The sequence below is a fragment of the Oxynema aestuarii AP17 genome (genome assembly GCF_012295525.1).
In the GTDB taxonomy this organism is placed as follows: Bacteria; Cyanobacteriota; Cyanobacteriia; order Cyanobacteriales; family Laspinemataceae; genus Oxynema; species Oxynema aestuarii.
The window spans coordinates 5,590,858-5,615,699 of the sequence record NZ_CP051167.1 but is presented as its reverse complement, the minus strand read 5'-3'; the positions used below and the strand labels follow the sequence as shown (position 1 = coordinate 5,615,699).

General features: G+C 48.6%; 22 protein-coding genes and 2 pseudogenes. 9 read left to right on the top strand and 15 right to left on the bottom strand.

Annotation, left to right across the window (positions count from 1 at the left end):
* Positions 1-6 precede the first annotated feature (6 nt).
* The 4 genes from HCG48_RS22465 (at position 7) to HCG48_RS22450 (ending at position 6,038) form a co-directional block, all read left to right on the top strand.
* Entirely contained in the window at positions 7-1,557 is a 1,551-nt protein-coding gene (locus HCG48_RS22465; RefSeq protein WP_168571169.1) for an RHS repeat-associated core domain-containing protein, read from the top strand.
* A gap of 14 nt (positions 1,558-1,571) precedes the next feature.
* Positions 1,572-2,711, top strand: coding sequence for a HEAT repeat domain-containing protein (locus tag HCG48_RS22460; protein WP_168571168.1), 1,140 nt, complete (start codon positions 1,572-1,574; stop codon positions 2,709-2,711).
* A 158-nt stretch (positions 2,712-2,869) separates the two neighbouring features.
* Complete coding sequence (locus HCG48_RS22455) at positions 2,870-5,626, top strand: RHS repeat-associated core domain-containing protein (protein ID WP_246259702.1); 2,757 nt, start codon at positions 2,870-2,872, stop codon at positions 5,624-5,626.
* A gap of 13 nt (positions 5,627-5,639) precedes the next feature.
* The gene (locus HCG48_RS22450; protein ID WP_168571167.1) at positions 5,640-6,038 is read left to right on the top strand and encodes a hypothetical protein; all 399 of its coding nucleotides are present in this window, start codon (positions 5,640-5,642) and stop codon (positions 6,036-6,038) included.
* 118 nt (positions 6,039-6,156) lie between these two features.
* Here the strand turns inward: HCG48_RS22450 and HCG48_RS22445 are convergent, their stop codons facing one another.
* The 5 genes and pseudogenes from HCG48_RS22445 to HCG48_RS22430 all read right to left on the bottom strand — a co-directional run bounded on the left by HCG48_RS22445 (position 6,157) and on the right by HCG48_RS22430 (position 9,114).
* Positions 6,157-6,339: a helix-hairpin-helix domain-containing protein gene (locus HCG48_RS22445; RefSeq protein ID WP_168571166.1), complete on the bottom strand. Its 183-nt coding sequence runs from the start codon at positions 6,337-6,339 to the stop codon at positions 6,157-6,159.
* A gap of 18 nt (positions 6,340-6,357) precedes the next feature.
* Positions 6,358-6,570, bottom strand: a pseudogene (locus HCG48_RS27050) (YrrC family ATP-dependent DNA helicase); the annotation flags it as partial.
* A gap of 227 nt (positions 6,571-6,797) precedes the next feature.
* Entirely contained in the window at positions 6,798-6,944 is a 147-nt protein-coding gene (locus tag HCG48_RS26290) for an HNH endonuclease (protein WP_246260173.1), read from the bottom strand.
* Between the two features lie 425 nt (positions 6,945-7,369).
* Complete coding sequence (locus tag HCG48_RS22435) at positions 7,370-8,089, bottom strand: recombinase family protein (RefSeq protein ID WP_168571165.1); 720 nt, start codon at positions 8,087-8,089, stop codon at positions 7,370-7,372.
* A 377-nt stretch (positions 8,090-8,466) separates the two neighbouring features.
* Positions 8,467-9,114 carry a recombinase family protein gene (locus HCG48_RS22430; RefSeq protein ID WP_168571164.1) on the bottom strand — a complete coding sequence of 216 codons (648 nt, stop codon included), beginning with the start codon at positions 9,112-9,114 and terminating at the stop codon, positions 8,467-8,469.
* Positions 9,115-9,216: 102 nt separating this feature from the next.
* On the opposite strand from HCG48_RS22430, the gene HCG48_RS22425 reads away from it, so the two are divergent.
* Positions 9,217-12,243 (top strand): Tn3 family transposase, encoded by a 3,027-nt coding sequence (locus HCG48_RS22425; protein ID WP_168571163.1) that lies wholly within the window; start codon positions 9,217-9,219, stop codon positions 12,241-12,243.
* Positions 12,244-12,832: 589 nt separating this feature from the next.
* Positions 12,833-13,693 (top strand): ribbon-helix-helix domain-containing protein, encoded by an 861-nt coding sequence (locus HCG48_RS22415; protein ID WP_168571162.1) that lies wholly within the window; start codon positions 12,833-12,835, stop codon positions 13,691-13,693.
* Between the two features lie 579 nt (positions 13,694-14,272).
* Here HCG48_RS22415 and HCG48_RS22410 read toward each other — a convergent pair.
* From HCG48_RS22410 to HCG48_RS26280, 10 genes are all read right to left on the bottom strand, one after another.
* Entirely contained in the window at positions 14,273-14,599 is a 327-nt protein-coding gene (locus HCG48_RS22410) for a hypothetical protein (RefSeq protein ID WP_168571161.1), read from the bottom strand.
* Positions 14,600-15,054: 455 nt separating this feature from the next.
* Entirely contained in the window at positions 15,055-15,678 is a 624-nt protein-coding gene (locus HCG48_RS26285; RefSeq protein WP_246259699.1) for a hypothetical protein, read from the bottom strand.
* Positions 15,675-17,120 (bottom strand): hypothetical protein, encoded by a 1,446-nt coding sequence (locus HCG48_RS22400; protein WP_168571160.1) that lies wholly within the window; start codon positions 17,118-17,120, stop codon positions 15,675-15,677. The genes HCG48_RS26285 and HCG48_RS22400 overlap by 4 nt, the downstream gene beginning before the upstream one ends.
* Positions 17,107-18,204 (bottom strand): hypothetical protein, encoded by a 1,098-nt coding sequence (locus tag HCG48_RS22395; RefSeq protein ID WP_168571159.1) that lies wholly within the window; start codon positions 18,202-18,204, stop codon positions 17,107-17,109. Before HCG48_RS22395 ends, HCG48_RS22400 begins: the two co-directional genes overlap by 14 nt.
* Before the next feature lie 108 nt (positions 18,205-18,312).
* Positions 18,313-18,600 (bottom strand): hypothetical protein, encoded by a 288-nt coding sequence (locus HCG48_RS22390; protein WP_168571158.1) that lies wholly within the window; start codon positions 18,598-18,600, stop codon positions 18,313-18,315.
* The gene (locus HCG48_RS22385; RefSeq protein ID WP_246259697.1) at positions 18,597-18,773 is read right to left on the bottom strand and encodes a hypothetical protein; all 177 of its coding nucleotides are present in this window, start codon (positions 18,771-18,773) and stop codon (positions 18,597-18,599) included. Before HCG48_RS22385 ends, HCG48_RS22390 begins: the two co-directional genes overlap by 4 nt.
* 38 nt (positions 18,774-18,811) lie before the next feature.
* Entirely contained in the window at positions 18,812-19,822 is a 1,011-nt protein-coding gene (locus HCG48_RS22380) for a ParM/StbA family protein (protein WP_168571157.1), read from the bottom strand.
* Between the two features lie 346 nt (positions 19,823-20,168).
* Entirely contained in the window at positions 20,169-20,351 is a 183-nt protein-coding gene (locus HCG48_RS22375; RefSeq protein ID WP_168571156.1) for a hypothetical protein, read from the bottom strand.
* The gene (locus tag HCG48_RS22370; RefSeq protein WP_168571155.1) at positions 20,348-20,641 is read right to left on the bottom strand and encodes a hypothetical protein; all 294 of its coding nucleotides are present in this window, start codon (positions 20,639-20,641) and stop codon (positions 20,348-20,350) included. The genes HCG48_RS22375 and HCG48_RS22370 overlap by 4 nt, the downstream gene beginning before the upstream one ends.
* Entirely contained in the window at positions 20,641-20,892 is a 252-nt protein-coding gene (locus HCG48_RS26280; RefSeq protein WP_246259695.1) for a hypothetical protein, read from the bottom strand. The genes HCG48_RS22370 and HCG48_RS26280 overlap by 1 nt, the downstream gene beginning before the upstream one ends.
* A gap of 582 nt (positions 20,893-21,474) precedes the next feature.
* Here HCG48_RS26280 and HCG48_RS26950 point away from each other — a divergent pair.
* From HCG48_RS26950 to HCG48_RS26710, 3 genes and pseudogenes are all read left to right on the top strand, one after another.
* Positions 21,475-21,702: a helix-turn-helix domain-containing protein gene (locus HCG48_RS26950; RefSeq protein WP_168571153.1), complete on the top strand. Its 228-nt coding sequence runs from the start codon at positions 21,475-21,477 to the stop codon at positions 21,700-21,702.
* A gap of 125 nt (positions 21,703-21,827) precedes the next feature.
* Positions 21,828-22,184, top strand: coding sequence for a hypothetical protein (locus HCG48_RS22355; RefSeq protein WP_168571152.1), 357 nt, complete (start codon positions 21,828-21,830; stop codon positions 22,182-22,184).
* A gap of 685 nt (positions 22,185-22,869) precedes the next feature.
* Positions 22,870-24,801: pseudogene (locus HCG48_RS26710) on the top strand (WD40 repeat domain-containing protein); the annotation flags it as partial.
* Positions 24,802-24,842 lie beyond the last annotated feature (41 nt).

Sequence of the window (24,842 nt, the reverse complement as noted above, 5' to 3'; positions counted from 1 at the left end):
GACCCCGTGGCAGGCGATCGCACGATTAATTACACCTACGACGGTGTGGGGAACCGAGTTAGTCGTAATGATTCGTCAGAGGGACTGACTACCTATATTTACGATGACAATGGCAAGTTGTTGAGTGAAGCTCTTAATGGTCAGCTAACCACCTACACTTATGACAATAACGGCAATCTCCTCTCCCGGTTTAAAAGCGATACCGACAAAGCTAGCTACACCTGGGATGAGGAAAATCGCTTGCTGACGGCTTCTGTTACTGATGGGGGAGAAACCCAACAGATTGAATATCGCTACGATGCTGACGGGATGCGGGTGGCGTCAATTGTGGATGGTCAGGAGACGCGGTATTTGCTCGATACCAATCGGCCTCACGCTCAGGTATTGGAGGAGTACACTCCAGATGGTATGGTAACGGCGTCTTATACCTACGGACTCGACCTGGTTTCCCAAAAGCGAGGCAGCGATCGCTTTTTCTATCATGTTGATGGATTGGGTAGTACGAGGGCTTTGACTAATGCTGCTGGTTTGGTCACAGATACTTACCAGTACGAGGCTTATGGCGATTTACTGGGGTCTACAGGCAATACGGTCAATCACTACCTATTTGCTGGGGAACAGTACGATCCAAATTTGGAGCAGTATTATTTAAGAGCGAGGTATTACGACTCGGAAACTGGACGTTTTAGTGCCACAGACCCCTTTGAGGGGATGTTAGTGGAGCCACTGTCTTTGGCGAAGTATCCCTACGTTCATGGCAACCCTGTGAATTTAACGGATCCCACTGGTCTTTTTACCTATGGGGACACATCCATAACCATGAAAATAGCTACTGTTCTAGCCGCAATGCAGCTTGTTTCTCCAAGTGCCCCTATTGGAAACTTGAGAAGATTCGATGGAGATGATGTTGTAGTTCCTGGCTATTTGAAAAATATTAAGCATAGTGGAGTTAATACGTTCCTGGGTTTGCCCATAACTGAAAATAATTATCAGGTTCTTAGAAAAAAGGTTGAAGAGTGCAACACAACGGTGGGGGCTGGTAACTGTGATTTTGAGGGATTCCCAGTTATTGTTTGGGGAGACGAGGTACCGGAAATAAGGCAACATACGCAGGAGGCTATTGTCCAAACTGGGCAGTCTTTCTTAGCTCGTATTCTTCCAGGGTGGACTAAATGGAGGGGCCCTGCAAGCCCAGTAGGAAGTGGTGGACCACGGGAATGGTATAATGCAGTAGAAGGAAATTGTCAGTGGATTAAAGGCGTATGGCAACCACAATTCCAAAATCGGCAGTGTGATGAGTACCCATACAATTCAACTTTGCAAGGAGGCCCTTTGAATTATGATGCAGGCAAGGTTAGTTTAAGACTTGTAAATGAAACCCAAAATCAAAGCCAAGGTGATTTCCTTTTAAACTTTTACAAGTCCGCTCCTGTTAACTCTAACCATCCCAAAGAAAGTTGGTTTGGGGTTCAAGTTAATGACGATCAGACGCATTGGATAGATCGAGAGGGTCAAAAGCTAAATATAAACAATAATAATTTATGGTATCCATTTTAAAAAGGTTATGAGTTATGAGTACAGAACTGACCGATGCCTTAAACCGAATATTAAGCTGGATAGAACAATATAAACCCTGGTTGGTGGATTATTTACAGCCCGGATTGTCAAAAAATGAAATAGACGAGCTAGTTAAAAATTTACCCGTTAAAGTACCTCCGGAACTCTATGAACTCTACCAATGGAGAAATGGTGCAGTAAAAGGAGACTTGTGTAAAGAAACAGCTTGGATTTTTGAAAACTGGACTTTTAAGCCTTTGCAAGAAGTATTACAAATCGGTCAAATTTTATACTATGGCTGTCTTGCAAACTCAAAAGCTGAAAGTGGTTACAAATTAAACTATTTTTCTATTTTTTACCCTCCTCAAGGTCCACAACAAGGTGTAATTACAATGAGTCGCATAAACAAGGAGTTTCATTATCCTGTAATTTTTTTAGATTTTGAAGTATGGCCTGAAACAATAAAAAAATATGCTAGTTTAACAAGTATGATGCTAACAATGGCAGAGTGCTATGAAACAGGCGCTTACTATCACGATGCTGAAGCCTACGAGCGTTCTTATATTGCTTCTTATCCCGAACGAGTCCGTCAAATCTGGCGAAACTATAATTCCAAGTTAGGAGAATTAGCCGTTAAAAATCTTAAAAAATTTCAGCCAATAACTTGGGAGATATTAGAATTATTTTCAGACGAATTTGTAGAATTCAAAAGTTTAGAAACCGTAAAAATTTTAAGCAACGCCATACAGCAATCAAGCCAACAAAACAACGATCTATCAATAATTATGATGTTTATAACAAGGGCAATTGAAATTTTGGGCGAGTTAGGCGATCCACAAGCTCTCCCCGATCTAATTAAAATTTTAAATCCAGAAAGTGATTTTTGTCGGTTAAAAAACGAGCGAATAGCTGAACTTACCACCACAAGTCATAGAGCGACTGACATCGAAATTAAACATATAAAAGCGTGGGCTTTAAAAGAGATTAGGAAGAAGGCAGCATGGGCATTAGGTGAAATCAAAGATTCAAGAGCAGTAGAACCTCTGATTGAAGCTTTAAGCGATAGCGATATTGAGGTAAAAGATGCAGCAGCTAAAGCATTAACAAAACTGATTTTAAAGTTTCCAGAACTTGAGGCAAGGATTCCATTTTAAAAAAAGTTATAAATAGATGGTAGGGTGGGCAGAGCCACACGAAAGTCGAAACGATTTATCCCGACAACACTCCAGAAAATCCTAACGATAACCCCCGGACTATCAATGTTTACGATAAGGGAGGACGCCAACGAGCGACTATTGATGAAGCGGGACGGGTGATTCATTATAAATACGATGCGGCGGGACAGTTAACCGAGACAATTTATCTTGATAAAACCGATACTTTACAACAGTTTATCGACGCGGTTGCACCTGGAAAAACTGCGGCAACGATTGATTGGAGTCTAGTTGTTTATCCGGATGACTTACCTACCTATTTAACTGACAATCCTCGTTCGGTTACGGAGTACAATAAAAACGGCCAAGTTAAGGCGAATATAGACCAACGCGGTAATCGGACTGAGTATCGTTACGATGATGCAGGTCGTTTGATAGAGACGATTTATCCGGATGATACACCAGACGATTTATCAGATAATCCGCGTAGCAAGTCTGAGTATAATAATGCAGGACAGCGAGTCAAAGAAATTGATGCTCAAGGTCATGCGACTCGGTTCGTTTACGATAATCTGGGACGCTTAGTTGCAACGCATTTTGCTGATGGAACTAAGGCAGAAACAATTTACGATGCACTCGGTCGTCGGGTTGCTGCGATCGACCAAGCAGAGAATAAAACCGAGTATGAATACGATGCACTTGGTCGCTTGACGGATGTGGTGCAGTTCCTCAACGGCGAAGAAATCCGGACTGAGTATGGTTACGATGAATCGGGTCGATTAATTTGGCAGGAGGATGCCAACAACCATCGGACTAATTACGAGTATGATAACCTGGGTCGTCGCACTGCCGTCGAGTTACCTGACACTCAACGTTCTACAACAGAATATGACGCAGTAGGCAACACTTTTAGCGTTACCGACTTCAATGGGGACACCATTACTTATAACTATGACGCTCAAAATCGTCTCATTGAAAAACGGGTGGGAGAAACGCCAATTGCCAGTTTCACCTATACCCCAACCGGACAACTAGAAACCATAACAGATAGTCGCGGGGTGACGAGTTACTCCTACGATGAACTCGGTCGTTTGCTTTCTCGGACTGACCCGGATGGGCCTTATTTAACCAGTGGTGCTTCGATTGAATATGGATACGATTCTGCTGGAAATCGGACTTCTGTAACGACACCGACGGGAACGATAGAATACGCTTTTGAGGAGCAAAATCGTCTGAAAACGGTGACGGATGATGCTGGAGTCACGAGTTATTCCTATGATGAAGTTGGCAATTTAATCCGGACTGAGTTACCGAATGGAGTGGTGGAAACTCGGACTTACGATGAATTGAGTCGGTTGGAATCGGTGAGTTATGTCAAGGATGGAACGCTCATCGCTAGTTACGATTATACTCTTGACCCAGTAGGACATCGCCGCGTTGTTGAAGAACGTGATGGCCGGAAAGTAGAGTATGAATATGATGATTTGTATCGTCTAACTAAAGAGGCGATCGCTGACCCCGTAAATGGGAACCGCACGATAGAGTACACCTATGATGCGGTGGGAAATCGCTTGAGTCGGATTGATTCGGTTGAGGGGACGACGACTTATGTTTACGATGAGAGCGATCGCCTGGTTCGGAAAGAGTTGACTCTAGATGGGAATGTAGTTCGTGTCTACGAGTATCGTTATGACGACAATGGCAATACGATAGAACGTATTGAGAAGGATGGAAGTAATAATGTCATCGGGAATGCGACTTACTCCTGGGATAAGGAGAATCGTTTGGTTGGGGCGACAACATCAACCGGGGATGTCATCAGTTACTCCTACGATACTGACAATATTCGGGTCAGTTCGACGGTGAATGGGGTGACAACGGAGTACCTCGTGGATAAGAATCGTCCCTATGCTGAGGTGTTGTCAGAGTATGTGGATGATACGCTTGCTGTCAGCTATCTGCATGGCCTGGATTTGATTTCTCAGGAAAGGGATGGGAGTGAGTCGTTCTACTTAGTGGATGGACTGGGTAGTACGAGGTTGCTAACGGATGAAGGTGGGGAGGTTACAAATGCTTACAGTTACGATGCGTTTGGGAATCTGGTGGCATCTTCTGGTAGTATTGAAAATGAGTTTTTGTTTGCAGGGGAGCAGTATGATGAGAGTTTAGAGCAATATTATCTGCGACAACGCTATTATGATGCGGGGATTGGCCGGTTTACTCGCCGGGATACTTATGAGGGACGTCTTAATGAGCCGATTACTCTGCATAAGTATTTGTATGGGAATGCGAATCCGGTTAATTATGTTGATCCTAGTGGTTTCTTTGCTTTGACAGAGGTGTTAGCAGGCAGTACGATAATTGGCAGTCTCGCTGGTGCAGTAGGAGGCGGTTATTACGGGGCCTATAAGTCAGGTGAAGTCTTTAGCAAAGAGACTTTAAAGTTTGCACTGGTAGGAGCCGTAGGAGGAGCCGCTGCCGGAGCTATGCTTGGCGGAGCCTTCTATCTAACTCCAGCAGGTCTAGGACCAATTCTGACTCGGGGTTTTCAGGAATTATGGAGAAAGGCACTCACAAGACATTCTACAACTGCGGCAGCACTAATCGGAGGCTTTGCACTTGGCTTTACTGGAGGGCTTTTAGAACCCGACTATGAAGTTACATTAGGTACTGCCCTCACCACTGCCATTACCATTGTGGATGATGCGCTGATACGTGGAGCGATATGGAGAAGACATGAAATAGCTAGAGTTGTTGGTCAAGGCTTCGCAACGCAAGCGAAAGTTTTGTTGAAATACGGTCAATCAACTACTTTTATCGCATTAGGTTTTCTTTTTGGATTCACTATTGGTTATGCGTCAGGAGCGAGAATAAGAAAAACCTACGACCACCAGTATGGCTTGACAAACAACTAAAAACAATGAGCAGGTGAAAAGAGAGTTTATGCTTTTCTGGTTCAACTCTAAAAAAAAGTTAGAGGAATTTTTACAGCGTCCGCGAATGACCGATGAAGACTTTTTGTCTGAACTTGGCTTTTCAGGCACTAAATTGAAAAAAGTTGTCAAAGACTATCGCTCAAAGTTAGGAGATATGTTTCAAGTTCCCCCTGAAAAAATATATCCAAATGATAAATTTGGGGAGTTATCTCGCCTTCAGCCTTGTGACTGGGACCTTCTTGAAATTGTTCTTTTCCTAGAAGATAGCCTCAAAGTTGAACTCGACGACGAAAAGGTTCCTGACTGGAATGGTACAACAAATGTGGGATCGTGGGTAGCAGACTTACTTTCCAAATGTTTTACTCAGAACAGAGAGAATCTGGAAAGTTAACAAATTGATGAGGAGTGGGATCCACCAAACAGGTGGCCGAACGACGAGCCATCCTGATAAGATAAGCACTCAACTTGAACCCACGTCGAAAAAATGCTCCTAACTTTGCTTTTGCAGATCAAACAGCCTGAATTTGATCGGCTTTCTTCTTGCCAATACCCGGCACTTCAATCAACCGCTCGACCTGGTTCTCAATCACTGAAAGCGTTTGCTCTTCAAAATAAGCAACAATCTTTTTAGCCAACCCTGGACCAATCCCGGGAATTTGTCCATCGCCTAAGTAGCGCTCAATTCCAAGCAAAGTGGTGGGCTTTTCTTCCTTCCAAGTTTGAGCTTGAAATTGTTTGCCATAGCGAGGATGATTCTTCCATAATCCCGTTACAATCAGCTTTTGCCCTTTCTTGACAGTTAGATTAAAGATGACCGTGATTGTGCCATGCTCAGGCGAGGTGAGTTGGGCAATTGTGTAGCCATCCTCGGGATTGGTAAATGTAATTCCCGTGATTGTTCCTTGAACTTGATTATCATCTATAGTAAGATTTTATGTTAGTGAATACTAGAAAATTGGTGGATTAAATGAGTCTACGTTTGGCTGGATTTTGAGTTAGCGTGAAATCACCCATTCACCAACACCGGCTGAATCCGGGGTAAAGCCGAGAGATAGAGGGGTAAAGCCGAGAGATAGAGTCGAGGGGAATGTTACCATTCCACCCCTTTCTTCCGAAACCGGGAAGAGCGATTTTCACCGCACACGGCTACTCAATGTGCAATCCCTTTGTCAATAACGGACTTCTGACTGCCGTCAGCAGCAGTCTTTTCATCGTGGCAATGTCGATGTAATAGCTGACGATTAACCCACTCGTCTTTTTCTCCTTGAGAAAGTGGGATTTTATGGTCAACCTCCATTACATTTCCTGAAAGAAAGTGTAGTCCCCACCAAGCGCACTTACCTTGTTGTTGTTTTAAAAGTATCGCTTGTCTGTTAGGTAATTCAGGATGTCTGCCTAACCTTCTACTCCAATAAACTAAGTCGCCCTCATAGGGGCTTCTATCGCCTTTTACCAACAGATGTTTGTTACTACTGGTCGCAAACTCTGTGTGTAAAACTAGCTTTTTTGGCTGCTCCCCTTTGGTCGCAAATACCCAGTTTCTATTGCTGATTGCTCGCCAATATAGACCCTGAGCTTTTTTGACATTAAGAGTGCGACGTTTGGCCCATCTCCGAAGTTTAAGAAATGCTTAGTGCGTATGTAATCGCGTATTCTAGTAGGGAAGATGCCGTCCTTACCCCTTAAGGCTTCTATGATGTCCTTTTCTAAATTGCTCATGTTTTAAGCTAGTTGGTGGATATCATTTTCTAGGATTCCCTTAATAGTAGCGGCATACCATTGAACCCCGCCACGCTTGGTTTTGTAACCGAGTTCGGTGAGCTTAGAACAGATAGCTCGAAGACTTGCACCCGATGATCGCATCATCTTGATTATGCAGATCGCCTCTTGCTCAGATGCGTCTGGAACCATTGTTCCATCTTCTAAAGTTTGATACCCGTAAACACTCCGGCAATACTTCTGCTTACTCGCTTTCTTATGTTGGATAGCGTCTTTAGTCCGTTGTTTACAGAGATTTCTTTCGAGTTCCGCGAAGCCCGCGATCATCGTCAACATCATCCTCCCCATCGGGCTGGACGTATCCAAGCTCATCCCATTGAAGTCTAAGAGGTGGAGCGATGCCCCCAGCTTATCCCAATTGTCAACGCTGGTGAGGGCATCGGCGGCACTCCGAAACAGACGGTCGAGCTTGACCGCCACAATATTTTTGACTTGGCGCGACCGGACCAACTCAACCAACTGGCTACCCCCAGGACGAGTGCTCAGAAACTTCCCCGCACTGACTCCATCGTCAATAATCGTGGAGACTACCCTGAGACCCGCTTGTTTACAGTAGGCCGTCAGTTTTTCTACCTGGGCCGGGATAGAGACCCCTTCTTTCGCTTGCTCATCGGTGGATACCCGAATATAGATTACTGTACTGTTATCAAAACCTTTCGTCATGGCCCCTACCTTTCCTCTTGTGTGTAAATAAGGGTCCCTTATTTACACCAGTTTACCTTAAATCTAGTAGAACCCACCTCAAAGGCCCCCAGTCCCCCAAGGCCCTGTATCGGCAATTCCCTTTTTTTGTAATACGCTTGTATTGGCAATACTGGATTGACGTGGGAAACGAAAAGTTATGACCCGAAAACCGATTTCACTCCGAATGGATCCGGAGGAGTGGCAATCTTTTGTGGCCCTTTGCCAGGATGAGGGGACCACTGCCACGGAGCAGATTTCCATCTTTATTCGCCAGTGCCTTGCTCAGGGTTTGGGCGTTTGAGTAGCAATCGTACAGAAACTTACGCTAAGGCTGAAATCCTTACTGGGTAATACTTCTAGCTTTCAGAATCTTCTGTGCTTATGCCAGTCAAAGATGGAGCGGTTTTTTGCCTATGTCGCTTCACAATGTCATTAACTGTAGTCTTACTCAGATGAAGCTGTCTGGCGATCGCCCGATAGGAGTGACCTTGCTCAACCAGAAGCAAAACCTTGTTCTCTAAACGGTCAGCTTTCACCCGTTGCCCAGGCTGTCTACCCAACTTAACTCCACGTGCCTTAGCCGCAGCCAAACCTGAACGCACCCGCTCTCGAACTAAATCGCGCTCAAACTCAGCCAGAGTAGCCATAACATTGGCAATCAGTTTACCTTGAGGCGTGTCTAAACTAAACTCAATTCCAGTTTGAGCAATCAACGAGACTCGCCAATGAGCTAAATCCTGCAATGTATGAATCAAATCTAAAGTGCTGCGACCCCAGCGAGTCAGTTCAGTGACCAGCACCGCATCAATGGCACGAGCTTGAGCTAACTTCAGGATCTGGTCTCTTTGTAATAGGCGATGCTTACTCCCAGAAGCCGTTTCTTTCCAAATCCCAACCACTTGATAGCCAGCTAATTCAGCATAAGCAACCAAGTCACGTTCTTGGCGAGAACAGGACTGGTCAGAAGTCGAAACCCGACAGTAGATAGCAACTTTTTGTACCAATTAATCCCTCTGTGAAACAAGAGTGAAAACCCTAATGCTATCGTTCCCTTTCAGTGTACCAAATAGATTATAGTCTTACGGGTACAAACAGCCAGTCACAGAATGTCGATACGATTTCTGACGGAGGAACAGCAACAAAGTTATGGACGGTATGTGGGAGACCCAACGCCAGTTCAGCTCGCTCGCTATTTCCATTTAGACGATACAGCCCGACAGTTAGTGAACAAACGCCGTGGAGACCATAACCGCTTGGGCTTCGCGATACAGCTTTGTACAGTTCGCTTTCTAGGAACGTTCCTGACCAACCCTATTGATGTCCCTCAAGTTGTCATTGCCGATCTGGCAGCCCAGTTGGATATCACCAATAAGAACTGTTTACCCCGCTATTTGGAACGACCCACAACTCATTGGGAACACGCACAAGCCATTAAACTGCACTACGCCTATCGAGATTTCAGCGAGCAACCCTTTCACTGGCGATTAGTTCGTTGGCTTTACGAACGAGCTTGGGTCAGTGACGAAAGTCCAAGTATTTTATTCGATCTAACCACAGCTCGATTGGTTGAAAACAAAATTCTTCTGCCGGGAGTGAGTGTATTAGTTCGGCTGATTTCCAGTGTGCGTGAGCGGGTCGCCAAGCGTCTGTGGCTTTTGTTGTCAAAACTACCTAATGCCGAGCAAACCAATCAACTAGAAGCTTTACTTTTCGTCAATGAAAAAATGAGACCCACTCTTCTGGAGCAGTTACGGCGCTCGCCAACCCGGACCAGTTCTTCAGCTCTAGTAAATGCTTTGAATCGCTTAGTAACCATTCGTTCTCTAGGAATCAGGCAGCTTCCCGTCGCTAAAATTCCACCCACTCAATTGAAAGCTTTATCCAGAACTGCCTTAACGGTAAGAGCGCAGGCAATCGCACGAATGCCCTCTTCAAGACGCCTTGCCACTCTGGTTGCTTTCGCTTATGTCATGGAAGCGATCGCTACGGATGATGCACTTGATGTGTTAGAGTTACTCGTCAAAGATTTACTCTCCTGCTCAGCGCGTGAGGGAAAGAAAGAACGCCTCCGGACGCTCAAAGATTTAGATGCAGCGGCTCTACAACTTTCCCAAGTGGGTCGAGTTTTACTTGACCCTAACTGCGATGATGAGAAGGTGCGAGAAAAAGTATGGAGGCTCCTAACCAAAGACCAATTGACCAAGGCAGTAACTCAAGTTGAAGAGTTGGCAAGACCTCCCGACCATAATTATTATCAGGAATTGTTGGGACGTTGGCGACAGGCTCGGTGTTTTCTTCCTACCCTACTCTTGACGATTGAATTTTTGGCTAACAAAGCGGGTCAGCCTATCTTAGCCGCTTGGCGTTTTCTCCAATCGATTGAGGGACAAACCAAGCCAGATATGAAGGCTGCACCGCTTCAAGTCGTGAGCAAAAGTTGGGGACGGTGGGTCGTTCTTTCTGATGGTAGAATTGACCGTCGCGCCTATACTTTTTGTGTCTTAGAGCAATTAGTTGAAGGGCTTCGTCGTCGAGACTTATTCGTAAGTCCTTCTGAGCGTTGGAGTAATCCTCAAGCTAAATTGTTACAGGGTCGTGCTTGGGAATCAGCTCGGTCTCACGTCTGTCGAGCTTTAAATCTTAACCCAACTCCTGTCGAGGAACTGAATGTCCTTAGACAACAATTGGATGAAGCTTACTCTCGGACTGCCAACAATTTACCTAATAATGCTGCCGTCAGAATTGAAGTTACCAAAGGGCGTGAAACTCTAACTATCAGCAATCTGGATAAGTTGGAAGAACCCGATAGTTACCTTCTCCTCAAACAGCAAGTTGAATCGTTGCTTCCCCATGTCGATTTACCAGAAGTCTTGCTGGAAATCCAAGTCAAAACTGGGTTTATGGATGAGTTCATCCACATCAATGAAAGTTTCGCCAGGGTGAGAGACTTATCCACCAGTATTTGTGCTGTGTTAATTGCTTCAGCTTGCAATATTGGATTGACTCCCTTGGTACGTCCAGATCTCCCGGCTTTAACACGTTCTCGGCTCACTTGGGTAGAGCAAAACTATATTCGCCCCGAAACTCTTGTCCGAGCTAATGCGCGGCTGGTTGATACCCAGGCCCAAATTCCTCTCGCTCAAAATTGGGGAGGTGGCGAAGTGGCTTCAGCCGATGGTTTGCGCTTTGTGGTGCCTGTACGAACTTTGAACGCTGGGCCAAACAGTAAATACTTTGGTCAGGGACGAGGCATTACTTACTATAACTTTACCTCCGATCAGTTTACGGGCTTTCATGGTCTGGTTGTGCCAGGAACGCTGCGGGATTCTCTGGTTGTTTTGGTGGGATTATTAGAGCAACAAACTAGCCTACAACCTAAAGAACTGATGACAGATACTTCTGGTTACAGCGATGTGGTGTTTGGGTTGTTTTGGTTGTTAGGTTATCAGTTTAGTCCTCGTCTAGCAGACGTAGGGGAGGCTCGATTTTGGCGACTTGATACAAATGCTGATTACGGAGTTCTCGATAAACTAGCACGACAGTGGGTCAAGACACACTTAATTGAGCAGAACTGGGATGATTTGCTCCGGGTAGCTGGTTCATTGAAGTTGGGAACTGTCAGCGCTCAAGAAATTATGCGAGCTTTGCAATTAGGAAAAAAGCCTTCTACTTTAGCCAAGGCAATTGGGGAATTAGGACGAGTTGCCAAGACTTTGTATTTGTTGAACTATGTCGATGATGAGGCTTATCGCCGTCGCATCCTTACTCAATTAAATCGGGGAGAAGGTCGTCATAGTTTATCTAGAGCGATATTTTATGGTCGTCGAGGAGAGGTACGCCAACGCTATCGAGAAGGTCAGGAAGAGCAGCTATCAGCTTTAGGTTTGGTGGTTAATGTGCTGGTTTTATGGAATACCTATTACATGAATACCGCCTTGAATCATCTACGCCTTCAAGGAACACTGGTCAAGGCAGAAGATATTGCTCGGCTATCTCCTCTGGCCTATTCTCATATCAATATGCTGGGTCGCTATCACTTTAATTTGCCTTCGGAGTTGCTTGATGGAGGGATGCGTCCCTTACGTGACCTCAATGATTTCCCAGAAACATGGGGTGAAACCCCTTGTATGTAAGGCTTTTAGCCTTAGCGTAAGTTTCTGCATGGTTGCTATTCAAACCCCGTTTGCCCCTTTGCGATGAGGATTTGGATGCAAGGGAGTCGAACCGGCTCAACAACCGCATCAACGAATTGGAGGAGAAAATCGGGATGGCGCTGGCTGAACTCCGGTTACGGCTCACCGAGTTGGAAGAAGAAAACGAACGTCTACAGGATTGAATAGTAGTCTACTTGTTTGTCTACACTTGAAGGGGATGTGCCGCTTCCCCCCACAGCCAAACTAGGGGTTGCAGCCGGAGGAGTAGAGTGGAGTGAAAAATTCTAGGGGAGCAATGTCGGATTAGGTGTAGATTCAGTGTAGACTGAGGGTAGATTCAGTGTAGACTGAGGATAGATTTATTGTAGACTGAGGGTAGATTCACTGTAGACTGAGGGTAGATTCACTGTAGACTGATGATAGATTTATTGTAGACTGAGGGTAGATTCACTGTAGACTGATGATAGATTTATTGTAGACTGAGGGTAGATTCACTGTAGACTGATGATAGATTCAGCGTAGACTCATAGTAGATTCAGTGTAGACTATTCAAAATAGAGGAAAAAACATGAGCCGACCCTCAAAAAAAGCCGAGGCGAAGTCATCCAAATCGGGACGCGCCCAGGTGAATGTCCGGACCACTCCCCAACTGTTGGCCCAGATTGATCAGGCACGGCAGGATACGAGTCGCAGCGAATTTATTGTCCAAGCGATTGAGGCGTACCTGGGAATAGAACCGCCATCCCCTCAGACGACGGCGACTGTTCAATCCCTTGTAGACGCTGCGGTTGAGCAGGCGATTCTGGGGGTAACTCGCACCCTTGAGGAACGCCTGAAAGCATTGGAAATACGGCTGTCTGCTTCTGATGTAGATGAGAATGTAGACGCGCCGGTAGACGGGCTAGACGCGCCGGGAGACTCGGGTGATGCACCAGTAGATGAGGTGGCCCGGGTTGATGTAGACGGGCAGGTAGACTCGCTGGTAGACTCGGGTGATGCGCCAGTTGAAGGAGAGATTCAGGCAACTTCGGCAGAGTTGGAGTTGGAGGAAGTAACCGTTCGAGATCGCCACGCTTCCCCAGAATCTGAGCGCTTTGTAGAGGCGGCGGGAGACTCGGGTGATGATGCGGTTGAGGGTGAGGTTCAGGCGACTTCTGGAGAATTGGGCTTGGAGGAAGCAACCGGGGGCGATCTCAGCCGTTCCCAGGAATCTAAGCAGGGAGTAGACGCGGCGGGAGATTTCCGCACTCAAGGACTCAGTGGCCGGGAGTTGGCAAAACGGTTGTCAGTCAGCCCGTCGAGCATTACCACCAACCGCAAGAAAAAAGGCACGAACGCCTTTGCCAAATGGACCAGCCAACAGGACCCGGAAGAGATCGCCTGGAGCTATCAAAAAGAGCGCTACTATCCCGTTGAGCCAAAGGGTTAGGGCATTTGTAGACAAAGATATAGACGAAAACTAGACTGTTGTTGGCTCCCTAAACTAGACAGGGTTGTAGACAAGAACTAGACCGATATCACCCACTAGGATAGACAAGAGGTAGACCAATCTCGACCGCTAGGATAGACAGGATTGTAGACGAAAACTAGACCCTTGTTGGCCCCCTGAGATAGACGGGATTGTAGACAGCAGTTAGACCCGTGTTGACCCCGGTGACCCATAGTAGTCTAGGCAGGGGATAGACAGAGGCTAGACTTGGATTGACTCCCTTAGCAAGGTTATAGGCGGAAAATTTGGCGGGGAACAGCCCTGAAGTAGACAAGGTTATAGACGGGGACTACACTCGGGTTTGCTCCCTATAATAGACAAAATTGTAGACAGGGGATGGACCCGGATTATCCTAGGGGTTTGAGGTGGGCGCTTACAATTACCGGGCATGATAGTAGACAGCAGTGTAGACTAAAACTAGACCAGGTACTCAGTAAGCCGGTGGCTGGGTTTGGATGACCCGGGTGCGATCGCCTCAAGGAGACTTCAAGGGTACGAAAACACCATGCCGCGATCGCCTCAATCCGAGATATCCAGTTGGTTAGAACGAGAGCGTTTCGATGGCCTATAACGTTGTTGACGTTGCCTGATATCTTCCTGCATCAGCGGGATAGACCGTTCCACAATATAGTTGGCGTCCTCGCGTTTGACCTTGACCGGAAACTGTTTGGGAGTCTCCCAAGACCCGTTGCCAGTGGGTCGGCCAATAATCAGAGTGCCCGAACCATCCCGATATTCCAAAACGAGGTACTGACCCCGCTTGTAAGTCCGGAAGCGATCGCCGGAGAACATCCGCACACCCCGGTGCTTCAGGTAAGTATTGAGGAATGGAGCCACGGTATTCACCCACTGTTGATATTCCTGCTCATTCAGGACAGAGGGTGGGGACGGGGTGGGTGATGGTGTTGGCGTTGAGGTTGGGGTTGATGAGGGCGTTGGTGACGGTGTTGCGATTTGAGACTGAGAGGGTTGAGGTGTGGGCGGATCTGTTGGAGACTTGCCTGAGATACTCGGATGACTGAGCCTCATAGTGCGCTGCATGGCCGGGAGTAACTGTGACAAAATGTGCTCCGCAGTGGTCCGCTTAACCGCGAAACAGTTCGGAATCTCCCAGGAACCCGAGTCACTGTTATGGGCAATCATCAGTGTTCTGGAGTCATCCCGATATTCCAAAACGAGGTATTGACCGCGCTTATAAGTCCGGAAGCGGTTGCCTTCGATAACTGGAATCCCTCGGTGCTGGAGGTAAGTATTGAGGACGGGCGCAACCTGGCGGGACCATTGATGATATTCCTCCTCATTCAAGATGTCCGGTTTGGATTGAGTGGGTGAGGCTGACGCCGGGGACAACTCAGGTCCGGTTGATAGGGGGTTTTGTTGAGGAAGTTGGCGATCGCCTGGAGTCGGTCCAGATAACGTAGGGGACAACGGAGGTGCGGTTGAGTTGGGGTTTTGTTGGGTTCGGTGGCGATCGCCTGGAGTCGGTTCGGTTGATCTGGGTTTTTGTCGGGTTCCGTGGCATCAATCCATTGCTGGTCCGGTGGGCAGTTTTCGTTCGGGGTGACTACCTGGTTATGGGGCGATAAATTCCGCTGCTGTTGTTGCGGTTGCTGGGGGTTGGGGCGCAAAAAGGGGATATAACGGCGTGGGTCTGTGAGCCATAAATCATCACCCGGTAAGCGAATCTGAGGGTTGGGTTCGTCAAACCGTCGTCCGAGGTTTTCGGTATCATAGTTCTCAAAACCCTTACCAATCATGTTCGCAGTCCCCGCACTAAAAAACTGCACCACACTATCAGGGGAAGCATTGCGAGAGGGATTGATTCGCTGGGTAAACATCCCCCGCCCGATTGGGGCAATGAGCGGACTCCAAAGAACCCAAATTGCACCCGCGCCAATGATGGCCGTGCCTACATTTTTAATCATGGTTTTTGCTCCGTTTTATGTTGATTAACTAACTCGTTCCAGACGGGGCTAACAAAGCGCTTGTAACGCTCGTCTCTACTCATGTTGGTGATATTGAACAGCGAGATAACTTCCCCCTTTAGAGGCGATTTAATCTCGCCATTGGCGTAACTTCGGGCGAGTTCTTCTACCCGCTTTCGGGTCTCTCCCGTCCAGGTTTCACGCCACCAAACCTCGTCCGGGTCAGTAGCGCAAACCCTTACCCGGTGAGCTTTGATGTCGATTTCTGGGATGACTCTAACCTCGGGGAGTGATGCGCCAAACTGCACCACACAAGCCCGCTTTTTCTGTTTTAGTAAAGGCTCGATTTCCCCTCTCAAATCTTGGGCAGTCCCGGGGATGCGGTTGATGATGTCGGCGTCAAGGGCGGATGTCCCCAGGATTAACTTGTTAACTTGTTGCTGTTGAGCCTTAGTCAGGGCGACCGAGCCAACGGCGAGCATCTGGGAGATGAGGAGGAGCTTGACCCGGTAACCGCGCCCCATTGTCAGGATGTCGGCTATCTTCTCCTTAATCTCCTCATCCACCTCATGCTGCTTGGCGGTGTTCATGAGTGCGGGCAACTCGTCGATAACACAGAGCAGGGGGGTGAAGTTGAGGGTTTGCTTGCCCCCATCACTCGCGACTTTAATTGCTTGCTGACGGCGCTTTTCCAACTCATCCCAGACCGCATTAATCCCCGCATGGATGCGGTCAAATTGGGCCTCTACTATTTGATTCAGGGGTAAACCCATCCAGGTATTTACTCGCCCCGAGTCATCGGGTTTGCCGTAGTTGATGTCGAATATCCGAAGCTGCCCAGTGCCTTCACTAAAGCGGATGAACCCGACGATAATCTCGTTGACCACGGTGGTTTTGCCGCTCCCAGGCAAGCCCACAACGAAGTTGCACTGCCAGGATTGACCGCCTAACCCCTTCCGGAATCCAGCCCACTCCACGAACCATTTGCGATCGCCACTCAACTTCTCAGCCGCGCTTTTCAACTGCGGAGGGATGACACGCAAGACCACCTCTTTCCCTTTTTTCGCTGGGGGTGAGGTCAGGGCAATTTTGGCAGTAGCTTGGAGACCTCCCGCGAGTAGGTAATTCGAGTGGGAAGTCAAGGCAAGGATGGTGCTGATGGCGTCATCCCGGAGGGTGGAGGGGTCAAAAAATTCCTTGCGGCTGAGAATCAAACTTCCTCCCGCGAGGCAGGCGATGGAGGTCCCCAGAAAAAATCCCCAGTTGTCGTTCGGGGTCCGTTCGGTGAGTACATCAATGGCCCCTTGAGTTTGGCGCACTGCCGAAGTGGTTTGGGGAGTGAGGGAGGCAATCCAGGCAGCGATGGACCCACTAAATAAAGTGGCCGCTAGGAGTAAACCTAGCTGGCGGGTTGTCAGCGGGTCAGGTTTAGTTCGGCTCATCAGGTGGGCCTCCTGTGGGCGATTCTCGTTCCGAGACGCTACGCGATCTGCTGGGGAGGGCAATCCCGCTTTGTTGGCGGATGCGCTCAATCTCCTGGAGTTGTTTTTGGCGTTCCATCTCCTCGGTGATGGCCTGTTGCCGCGCCTCCATCCGCAGGCGCATATAGTCTTCACGGCTCAACTGGTTGGCTGATTCCAGGGTGAGTTGCTCCATCAACGAAGCCAGGTAGGCGAGGTTGATGGGTTCCGGGGTATTTCCTCCGGCGCTGGCCCGGATTGCGTCGTTTACCGCATCAATCTCGCTGGATAGGCGCTCAAATGTGGCGCGGTTGCTGTCGGTTACTTCCCCCATCGTCGGGGCTAAAATCTCGTTCAGTTCGTTGGTGAGAGTCTGGAGTTGTTGGGCTAAGAATGACTGGACTAAACTCTGCTCACCAATCCGGGTCAGGGCTGCTAGAACAACCGCACGGGCGTCGGAATTGTAGACCCGAGGGATATCAATAATTGAGGCTTCACCGGAATATTCAAATTGGCCCAATTCCCTCAAGTTTTGGGATTGTCGAGCCATCTCTCGCACTAACTTAATATCCAGGGGAGTGTAATCTCCCTCTTTATGGTTGGGTGCGAATAGAGCCAACAGGTTATCCCGCCTTGCCCGGTCGATTGCCGTCTGCTGCATGGAGGTTTCTATCAGGGTTTTTGCCAGCAACTCATTCCGCCTCATCTCAGCCGGGTCAAGGGCTGGCAAGGGGATACAACCCGCCATCGATTGTTCCCCCTCGCGGCAGATAGGTTTTTGGTGGGTTTGTTGGCCTGTCTGCGGGTTGAGTTGGGGGAGAGAAATTTGGCTAAATTGGGGTTGATTTTGGGCGATGGCTGAAACGGCTAACCCCACCCCTATCGTTCCGATAATCAGCCATAACCGGGCATGATTGACTGAGGGTTTTACGGTGGGTGCGGGGTCTGCCTCCAGGGGAGGAGGATTGAGCAAATCTGGCAAATTAGATGTTTCATCGGGGGAGTCTTGGAGGTCTGGCAAGTCTTCCTCTATCTCCAGATAACTCCCACCGAATGGCGTCATCATGGGCTTAATCTCCTATTTTTCAGGGGGTGGGGTTGGTTAAATCTGTTGGTTACATCTGAAACCCAACCCACGGAATCTCAATGGTTACAGTGGTTGGTTTCCCGGTTGTTACGCCTTTTCTCGCTCGTCCAAGATGGCGATCGCATCCAGGATGGTGAATTGCTGCGCCGGTGAAAGTCGCCCTCCGCGCAGAAGGCTCTGGAGGGAGTCGGAAGCTGGGGGACAGCGCCGCCGTTGAAACACTATGTTTGCAATAGCTGACCCTATGCCGCATAAGATGGCAATGGTCATCATCCGGGCTGAATCGACCTGGGGTTCAAGCGCACCGAGGACGAGGATCATGGTGAGCATTGAACCGACTATGCAGGTAATAAGGGTGGTAATTTTGTAGTTCATAAGTCAATGACTCCGAGTATTTCTAAGTCGTCATTGTTGGGGGAAGTATTGCCACCTTTTGTATGGGTGGCATGAGGGATAAATCCTTCAGCTTTCAATCCCAGATAAATCAGCCGATTCATCGCCGCTCCAAGGGAGTCGTCCCCTTTAGCACTGGCGAAGGATTCAACCAAGGGGATAAGCTCAGTCCGGAGGGTTAATTTTTTGCCCATTACGCCACACTCCGAAGGTTACGGATTCGCTTGTCTGCCAACTTTGCTAAACCTAAGACATTGGCTAACTGAGGCTCCGGGCATAACTCAATCGAGTCTTTCTTTTCGGCTAAGATTTTGACGATGTTTGCGCCACCGCCAATCAATAAAATGGTGTCGATTTCATCCTTCATCGTGCTAAACTTTTCGAGGGCTTTCTTGAGGGCTTGTGATGCCCAGCGGTTGCGGTGTTCACGGTAGATGTTGCTGATGTCAATATTCCGGGAGCCGTAGCTGAGTGAGCCATCCTCGATTGCCTGCTGAATCAGGTGAATATTCCCTTCTTTCCCGAGGGTTTTTTTGAACCGGATATCCGAGGCGATTGACTTGAGCAAATGAAACACCCCAACCTGAGAAACTGTGCGACTTTTAGGGATTAAATGCCCGTTGGGACTGAAGGCTTGAGCGATTGTCGTGCCATTCCCACAGTCGATAATCGCGTTAGCTGTTCCACTGGGAAAAACCCCCTGGGATAAGGCATAAACGAAAGCTCCCTGACCTTCATGGAGTACGGTCACATCGTCGATTGTGGCGCTCGCCTCCACTCCGTTATGAATGTATCGGTGAGTGCCGATGATGGCTCGTTTGAAGGCGCTTCCCAGTAGTGCCGGGTCAGGCAGACTGGCATACATCATCGGAATTTGGAAGTATTGGCCGTGACTCACTGGGGGGAGTCCAGCGAGTGCAAAATGAAGTGCAAAATCAACTTTCCCGGTTGAATTCTCGCTATCAACGACTCGACTGAAAGCGCCTGGGAATGAGGTTTTAGCCGCTTCCCCTACTGCCCAAATTCGTCCGGCTAGGTCAGTGCGCTCTCCGACGGTGTATTTGATAATTGCACCGAAGCCAATGTCGTCACACAACTCTGATGGATCTAGGGCTTCACAGATGTAGGAGGGCATCATCTGAGGGGTTGAGCCGCGTGAGAATTTCGTGTATCCGTTGCCTAAATCAAGCGCGTAAGGTTGCATAGGACTGTATAACTCCTTATGGGTCTGTATAGGTCTTGATAGGTCTAAGAAGGAACCAATAGAATAGCGGGACAGAATTATCTCTATCCCGCTATCTGAGGTTATTTGAGGTAGTTTTTGGCCTAAGTACCTAGGCAGGTCTTGTGAGGGCTGATGAGATACTTAGGGAGTGAAAGATGTCCCTCAAGTTATGATCGATAAATTAGGGGTCTTTTTTCACTCGGATCCAGGCGATCGCACCTATCGGTTCGGCAGTCCGGAGCACGGGCAACTGATGCCAGAAACCAGAGGTAACCGAGGGAGAGGGTCAGGCCAATGTCAAGGAAAATGCTCATCGGCGTACCTCCTAAAGGCTCACCGACTGAGCAGCGCGGGCCATGATAGCCTGCTGCTGACGGGTCCGGGCATCAAAACCCCAGTTTTCATCTTGAACGAGGATGGTGGCGACATAGGTCACTAATTCGCCGGGGAGTGGGGTAGCCATCAGGACCGACTCCCAATGAATGGTTCGCTCCTCAACGTTGTTCATTTCGCGACCTCAAACACCAACTTGAGTGCTGTTAAAACAGCCTGGGAGAACTGGATCCATTCCACCTCGGTGAGGGTCACTTCGAGAAATTCGTGACTTTCGGTGATGCCCTCAAAGGCGTCCTGCGTACAGTCTGAATTTTCGAGGGCGTTAAGCAGGTCGATTTCGTAATGGCTATTAGAGTGGCACTGCTTTAGAGCTTGGGTGGCAACGATTAGGAGGTCGAGCTTGTCTTCGTAGCAGAGGTTATCTAGCTGAATAAAGGGGGCCAGCTTGTTGGGTAGTTGCATCAGAGTACCTCCCAGATTGGAGGCGACTGTGCAGCCATCTCGCTGACTTTGGCTCGGGTGTAATCATTGAGCCGCAGTTCAGCCAGTTCCGAACTCCACCGGGCTAGGGCTAACCATTCGGTGAGTTCGAGTTTGAGGGCCCGGAACTCATCAGCGTCGGAATCAAAGCCGTCAAAGGGAACGCAATCCATAGAGTCGGCTTCGAGGTCACTCATGATTTGGCCGATCGCCTGGTCCATTCCTTTTTGCATCGCCCACCAAGCACCTTCGCTGGATAGGTGGATCAGGCGGATGGCATCGTCAAGTGTTAGCCTCTGGCCGTTCTCAACAAAGGGATAGAGCTTATCTTGGAGTCCCTGGGAGTAAAATCCCATGCACTTGGGGCTTGAAATTGATAGAGTAGTCATAGTGTTAGTTGAAAAACTACTTGAACTGAAATACGGTCCAAAGCGTTGGCGCGCCTAGGACTAGACCGATACGGTCATGAAAATGATTATTCGGTTGTCAATGTTCGGTTCATGGGGGAGAAATCTCCCGTAAGGTGGGACCCTGTAGCTTTCGGGCTATGGGGTCTCGTTTTTTTTGCAGGATTCCGAGTCGATCGCAGGGACAAGATTTGGTTTACCGGGTTACTCCGGGAGTCTCTGGGGGTCTTGTCGGTTCCAATATTTTAATGTAGCGTAGCATGGGATATTTGTCAATTTATAAAGGTTATTTGTCCTATATAGTGGATTATAGCAGGACCCAAAGGGGTTACAATGAAAGGAGCGGGCTGACTCGCTGAACACATCAAATAACCCGCCCCGTGGAACAATAGCAGAGAGGAATGATATATGATGGCAACCGTTATGGAGATTTACTGGAACCTGCGAGCGTTGATGGCGCTTAAGAGGGTAAGCGTAGGGGAACTCGCGGAAATCTTGGAGGTTAGCCGCACCACGGCAAGTAGATATAAAAATTCGGATATTGTCCCGCCAGGACTAGATCACGAAAAACTGACCCGACTCTGCGAACTGTTGCAGTGCGAACCGGGGGACCTTATCAAAACTGCTAACGACTAACCAGGGGCGATCGCCTCTCAACTGCGATCGCCCTTTTATTTATACTGATTATTTAAAAAGGACCCCCCGAATGATTCTGACAACTTACACCCGGCGAGGATGTCCCACCCTTCTAAACCCCTTCGATGGTCTGGTCTGCACCACGCGATCACCACCATCCGACGGGTCAACTCCAACGAGTCGCCGCCAGTCCTGACAGGGCGATCGCGGCGATCCAACTCGCTCTCCTCTGGACTAAAATTTTCCATAGAGAATCCCCAGGGGCGATCGTCAGACTCGCTCCTTCTTGCTGCATTTATGCGAATACAGCCGCGAACCGGGACCCCCTCTCGGCGAAATTCTCCGAAACTGAGCGCGATCGGTACCTGTTGGCCCTATTCCGTGATGGGGATTTTTCAGGTAATGGGGTGCAGTCCGAGGTCGTCAGGTTAGCCGATGGGTTAACTATTGCCTTAGAAAAAGCTCAAGAAAATCTCCAATGATTCCCTGGTTTACCGGGTTCGCACGGCATAATCTGAGATTTTTATTAGTGCAAACCCCAAATATTTCGCTAACAGCAACTAATTCTCAATCAGACTACCGATAAGGTGTGGCAAGGTTAAAGGGGAAATTCACCCTGGTGCGATGAAGGGTGAAAATTTCCCCAACCGGGAAACAATTTACAAAAAGGTATTACCAAGTCCCCGATTTCTGGGGTACAATTCAATCTGTACAAACGGAAGAAGGCCCCGCGCTTCCTGGTTGTTTGGCGACAACCACACGAGACCCCCAAAGAAAAAATCAATCAATTTAATACTGGATTTATCTTAGCACCACTAGGATAATAAAGAGATTTTTTCTAAGGTTTTTTGAAGCGCGAGGGTCGCTCCCACCACGAAGGACCCTCATGAAAAACATAATATCACCTTCTTTGGAATCCCGACCGGGATACCGGGGATTAAAAAAATTACCTCCCCATATTCACGGGTGTGCATCTTGCGGATGCCGCGAGACTCGCCTGGAACTCCACCCCCAGGGCAATTATCCGGCTTCGCTTCACTGCTTGCGGTGCGATCGCTGGTGGCGGAAGGTGGGGCGGCTTGAATTTGAAGATCTAAAGGGTTGCGCCCAAACCAAAACAGCACCGAAAACCCAGCAACTTGAACTCGACTTCGGAGGGTGCGGGCTATGACCTCCCCGGTAAGTCTTCGGAGTTTCAATAAACAAAACCCCTGTCCGGTGTGTGGGGGTAACAGTGGATGCGCCCCATCTAAAGCCATCCCGAATGGGGTAGCTTGCTTACGTCCCGATCAGGCTGACCCGTATTTATGGCATAAGGTCAAGGAACTGCGAGACGGAATGGGTGCGCTATTCCAGCCTCAGTCCGACCGGGAACGAGATCGCCAAACCTGGACAGAAGAATTAGGGGCGGCATTGGCGGAAATCATGGGGCAACCGGACGCCCATTGGGACAGTTTGGAGGCGATCGAAGGACAATTACGGCGCAACGGGGCGAACCACTGGCTAACCGTGCTAATTTTCGACCAATTTGAGGAATTTTTCTTAGCTTGTCCCCAACCGAAACAACGCCGCCAGTTCTACGAATTTCTCGAACGCTGCCTCGACGCCAAAACCATTCCCCTCGTCAAAATCATCCTTTCCTTAAGGCAAGATTACTTACACGAACTCCTAGAATTCGAGCGCTTTACCCAAGTCGCCGACATCCGGGGCGACCTGTTAAACCCCAAATATCGTTACTATCTCGGCAACTTCGACGCCGACAGCGCCCGTAAAGTCATCCTCGAATTGAGCCAACGAGCGCATTTGTCCTTACAACCCGAGTTAATCGATGCCGTCGTCGCCGACCTCGCCAGCGAAGTCGATGCCGTCCGCCCCATCGAACTGCAAATCGTCGGCGCCCAACTGCAAGCCGAGAACATCACCGACCTCGACCGCTACCGCCACCTCGGCGACGAACCCAAAACCACCCTCGTACAACGATGGCTGGAAACCGCAGTAGCTGACTGCGGCCCGCCCAACATCGAAGCCGCCTGGAAAGTCCTCGCCGCCTTAACCGACGACAAAGGCACCCGTCCCAGCCGCACTTATGCCGACCTCCAAGCCGCCTTAGAGTTAGACGCGGCGACCAGACCTCAAGCCCCTCACTTGCAAGACGCGATTTTAACCGTCCTCGTCGGTTCCGGCTTAGTCGTACACTGGATCGACGCCGCCGCAGACTGCTACCAACTCGTCCACGATTACCTCGTCGAACCCATCCGGCAACGGTATCACTACGACCTCGAACGACGCCTCGCCGAAGCCGAAGCCGGGAAACAACAGGCGGAACGGGCGCGAGTGAAACTGTTGCAACGCAGTTTGGCAGGAGCTTTAACCTTTATTTTCGCTCTCTCTGCCGCGACTGCGACAGCAATTTTTCTCGCGAGAGACGCCAAACGCCGGGAAATCAATGCGGAAATCCTAGCCATGAGTCTCAAAAGCCGAGAATTTTTTAATTCCAACCAGAAAATTGAAGCCTTAGTCGAAGCTTTAAAAACTGCCCAAAAATTGCAAGACTTAGAAGCCCAAGGTCATACTGTCGCAACGCAAATGCATCCCATCATGGCATTGCAACAAGTAGTTTATGACATTGAGGAGTTCAACCGTCTTGAAGGTCATACCCATTGGGTTTGGGCAACAGCATTCAGCCCAGATGGAAAAATCATTGCATCAGGCAGTCGGGATAAAACAGTGAAGTTGTGGCAGACCAATGGCACCTTAATTAACACCCTCGAAGGTCACACAGATCAAGTTAGGGCAGTAGCATTCAGCCCGAATGGGGAAATTTTGGCTTCTGGCAGTTGGGACAAGAAAGTGAAATTGTGGCGACCTGACGGCACCTTAATTACAACCCTCGAAGGTCATAAGGATGTAGTTTATGCAGTAGCATTCAGTCCAGATGGGGCAATCATTGCATCAGGTAGTTCGGACAAAACCGTGAAATTGTGGCGACCTGACGGCACCTTAATTACAACCCTCGAAGGTCATAAGGATGTAGTTTATGCAGTAGCATTCAGTCCAGATGGGGCAATCATTGCATCAGGTAGTTCGGACAAAACCGTGAAATTGTGGCGACCTGACGGCACCTTAATTACAACCCTCAA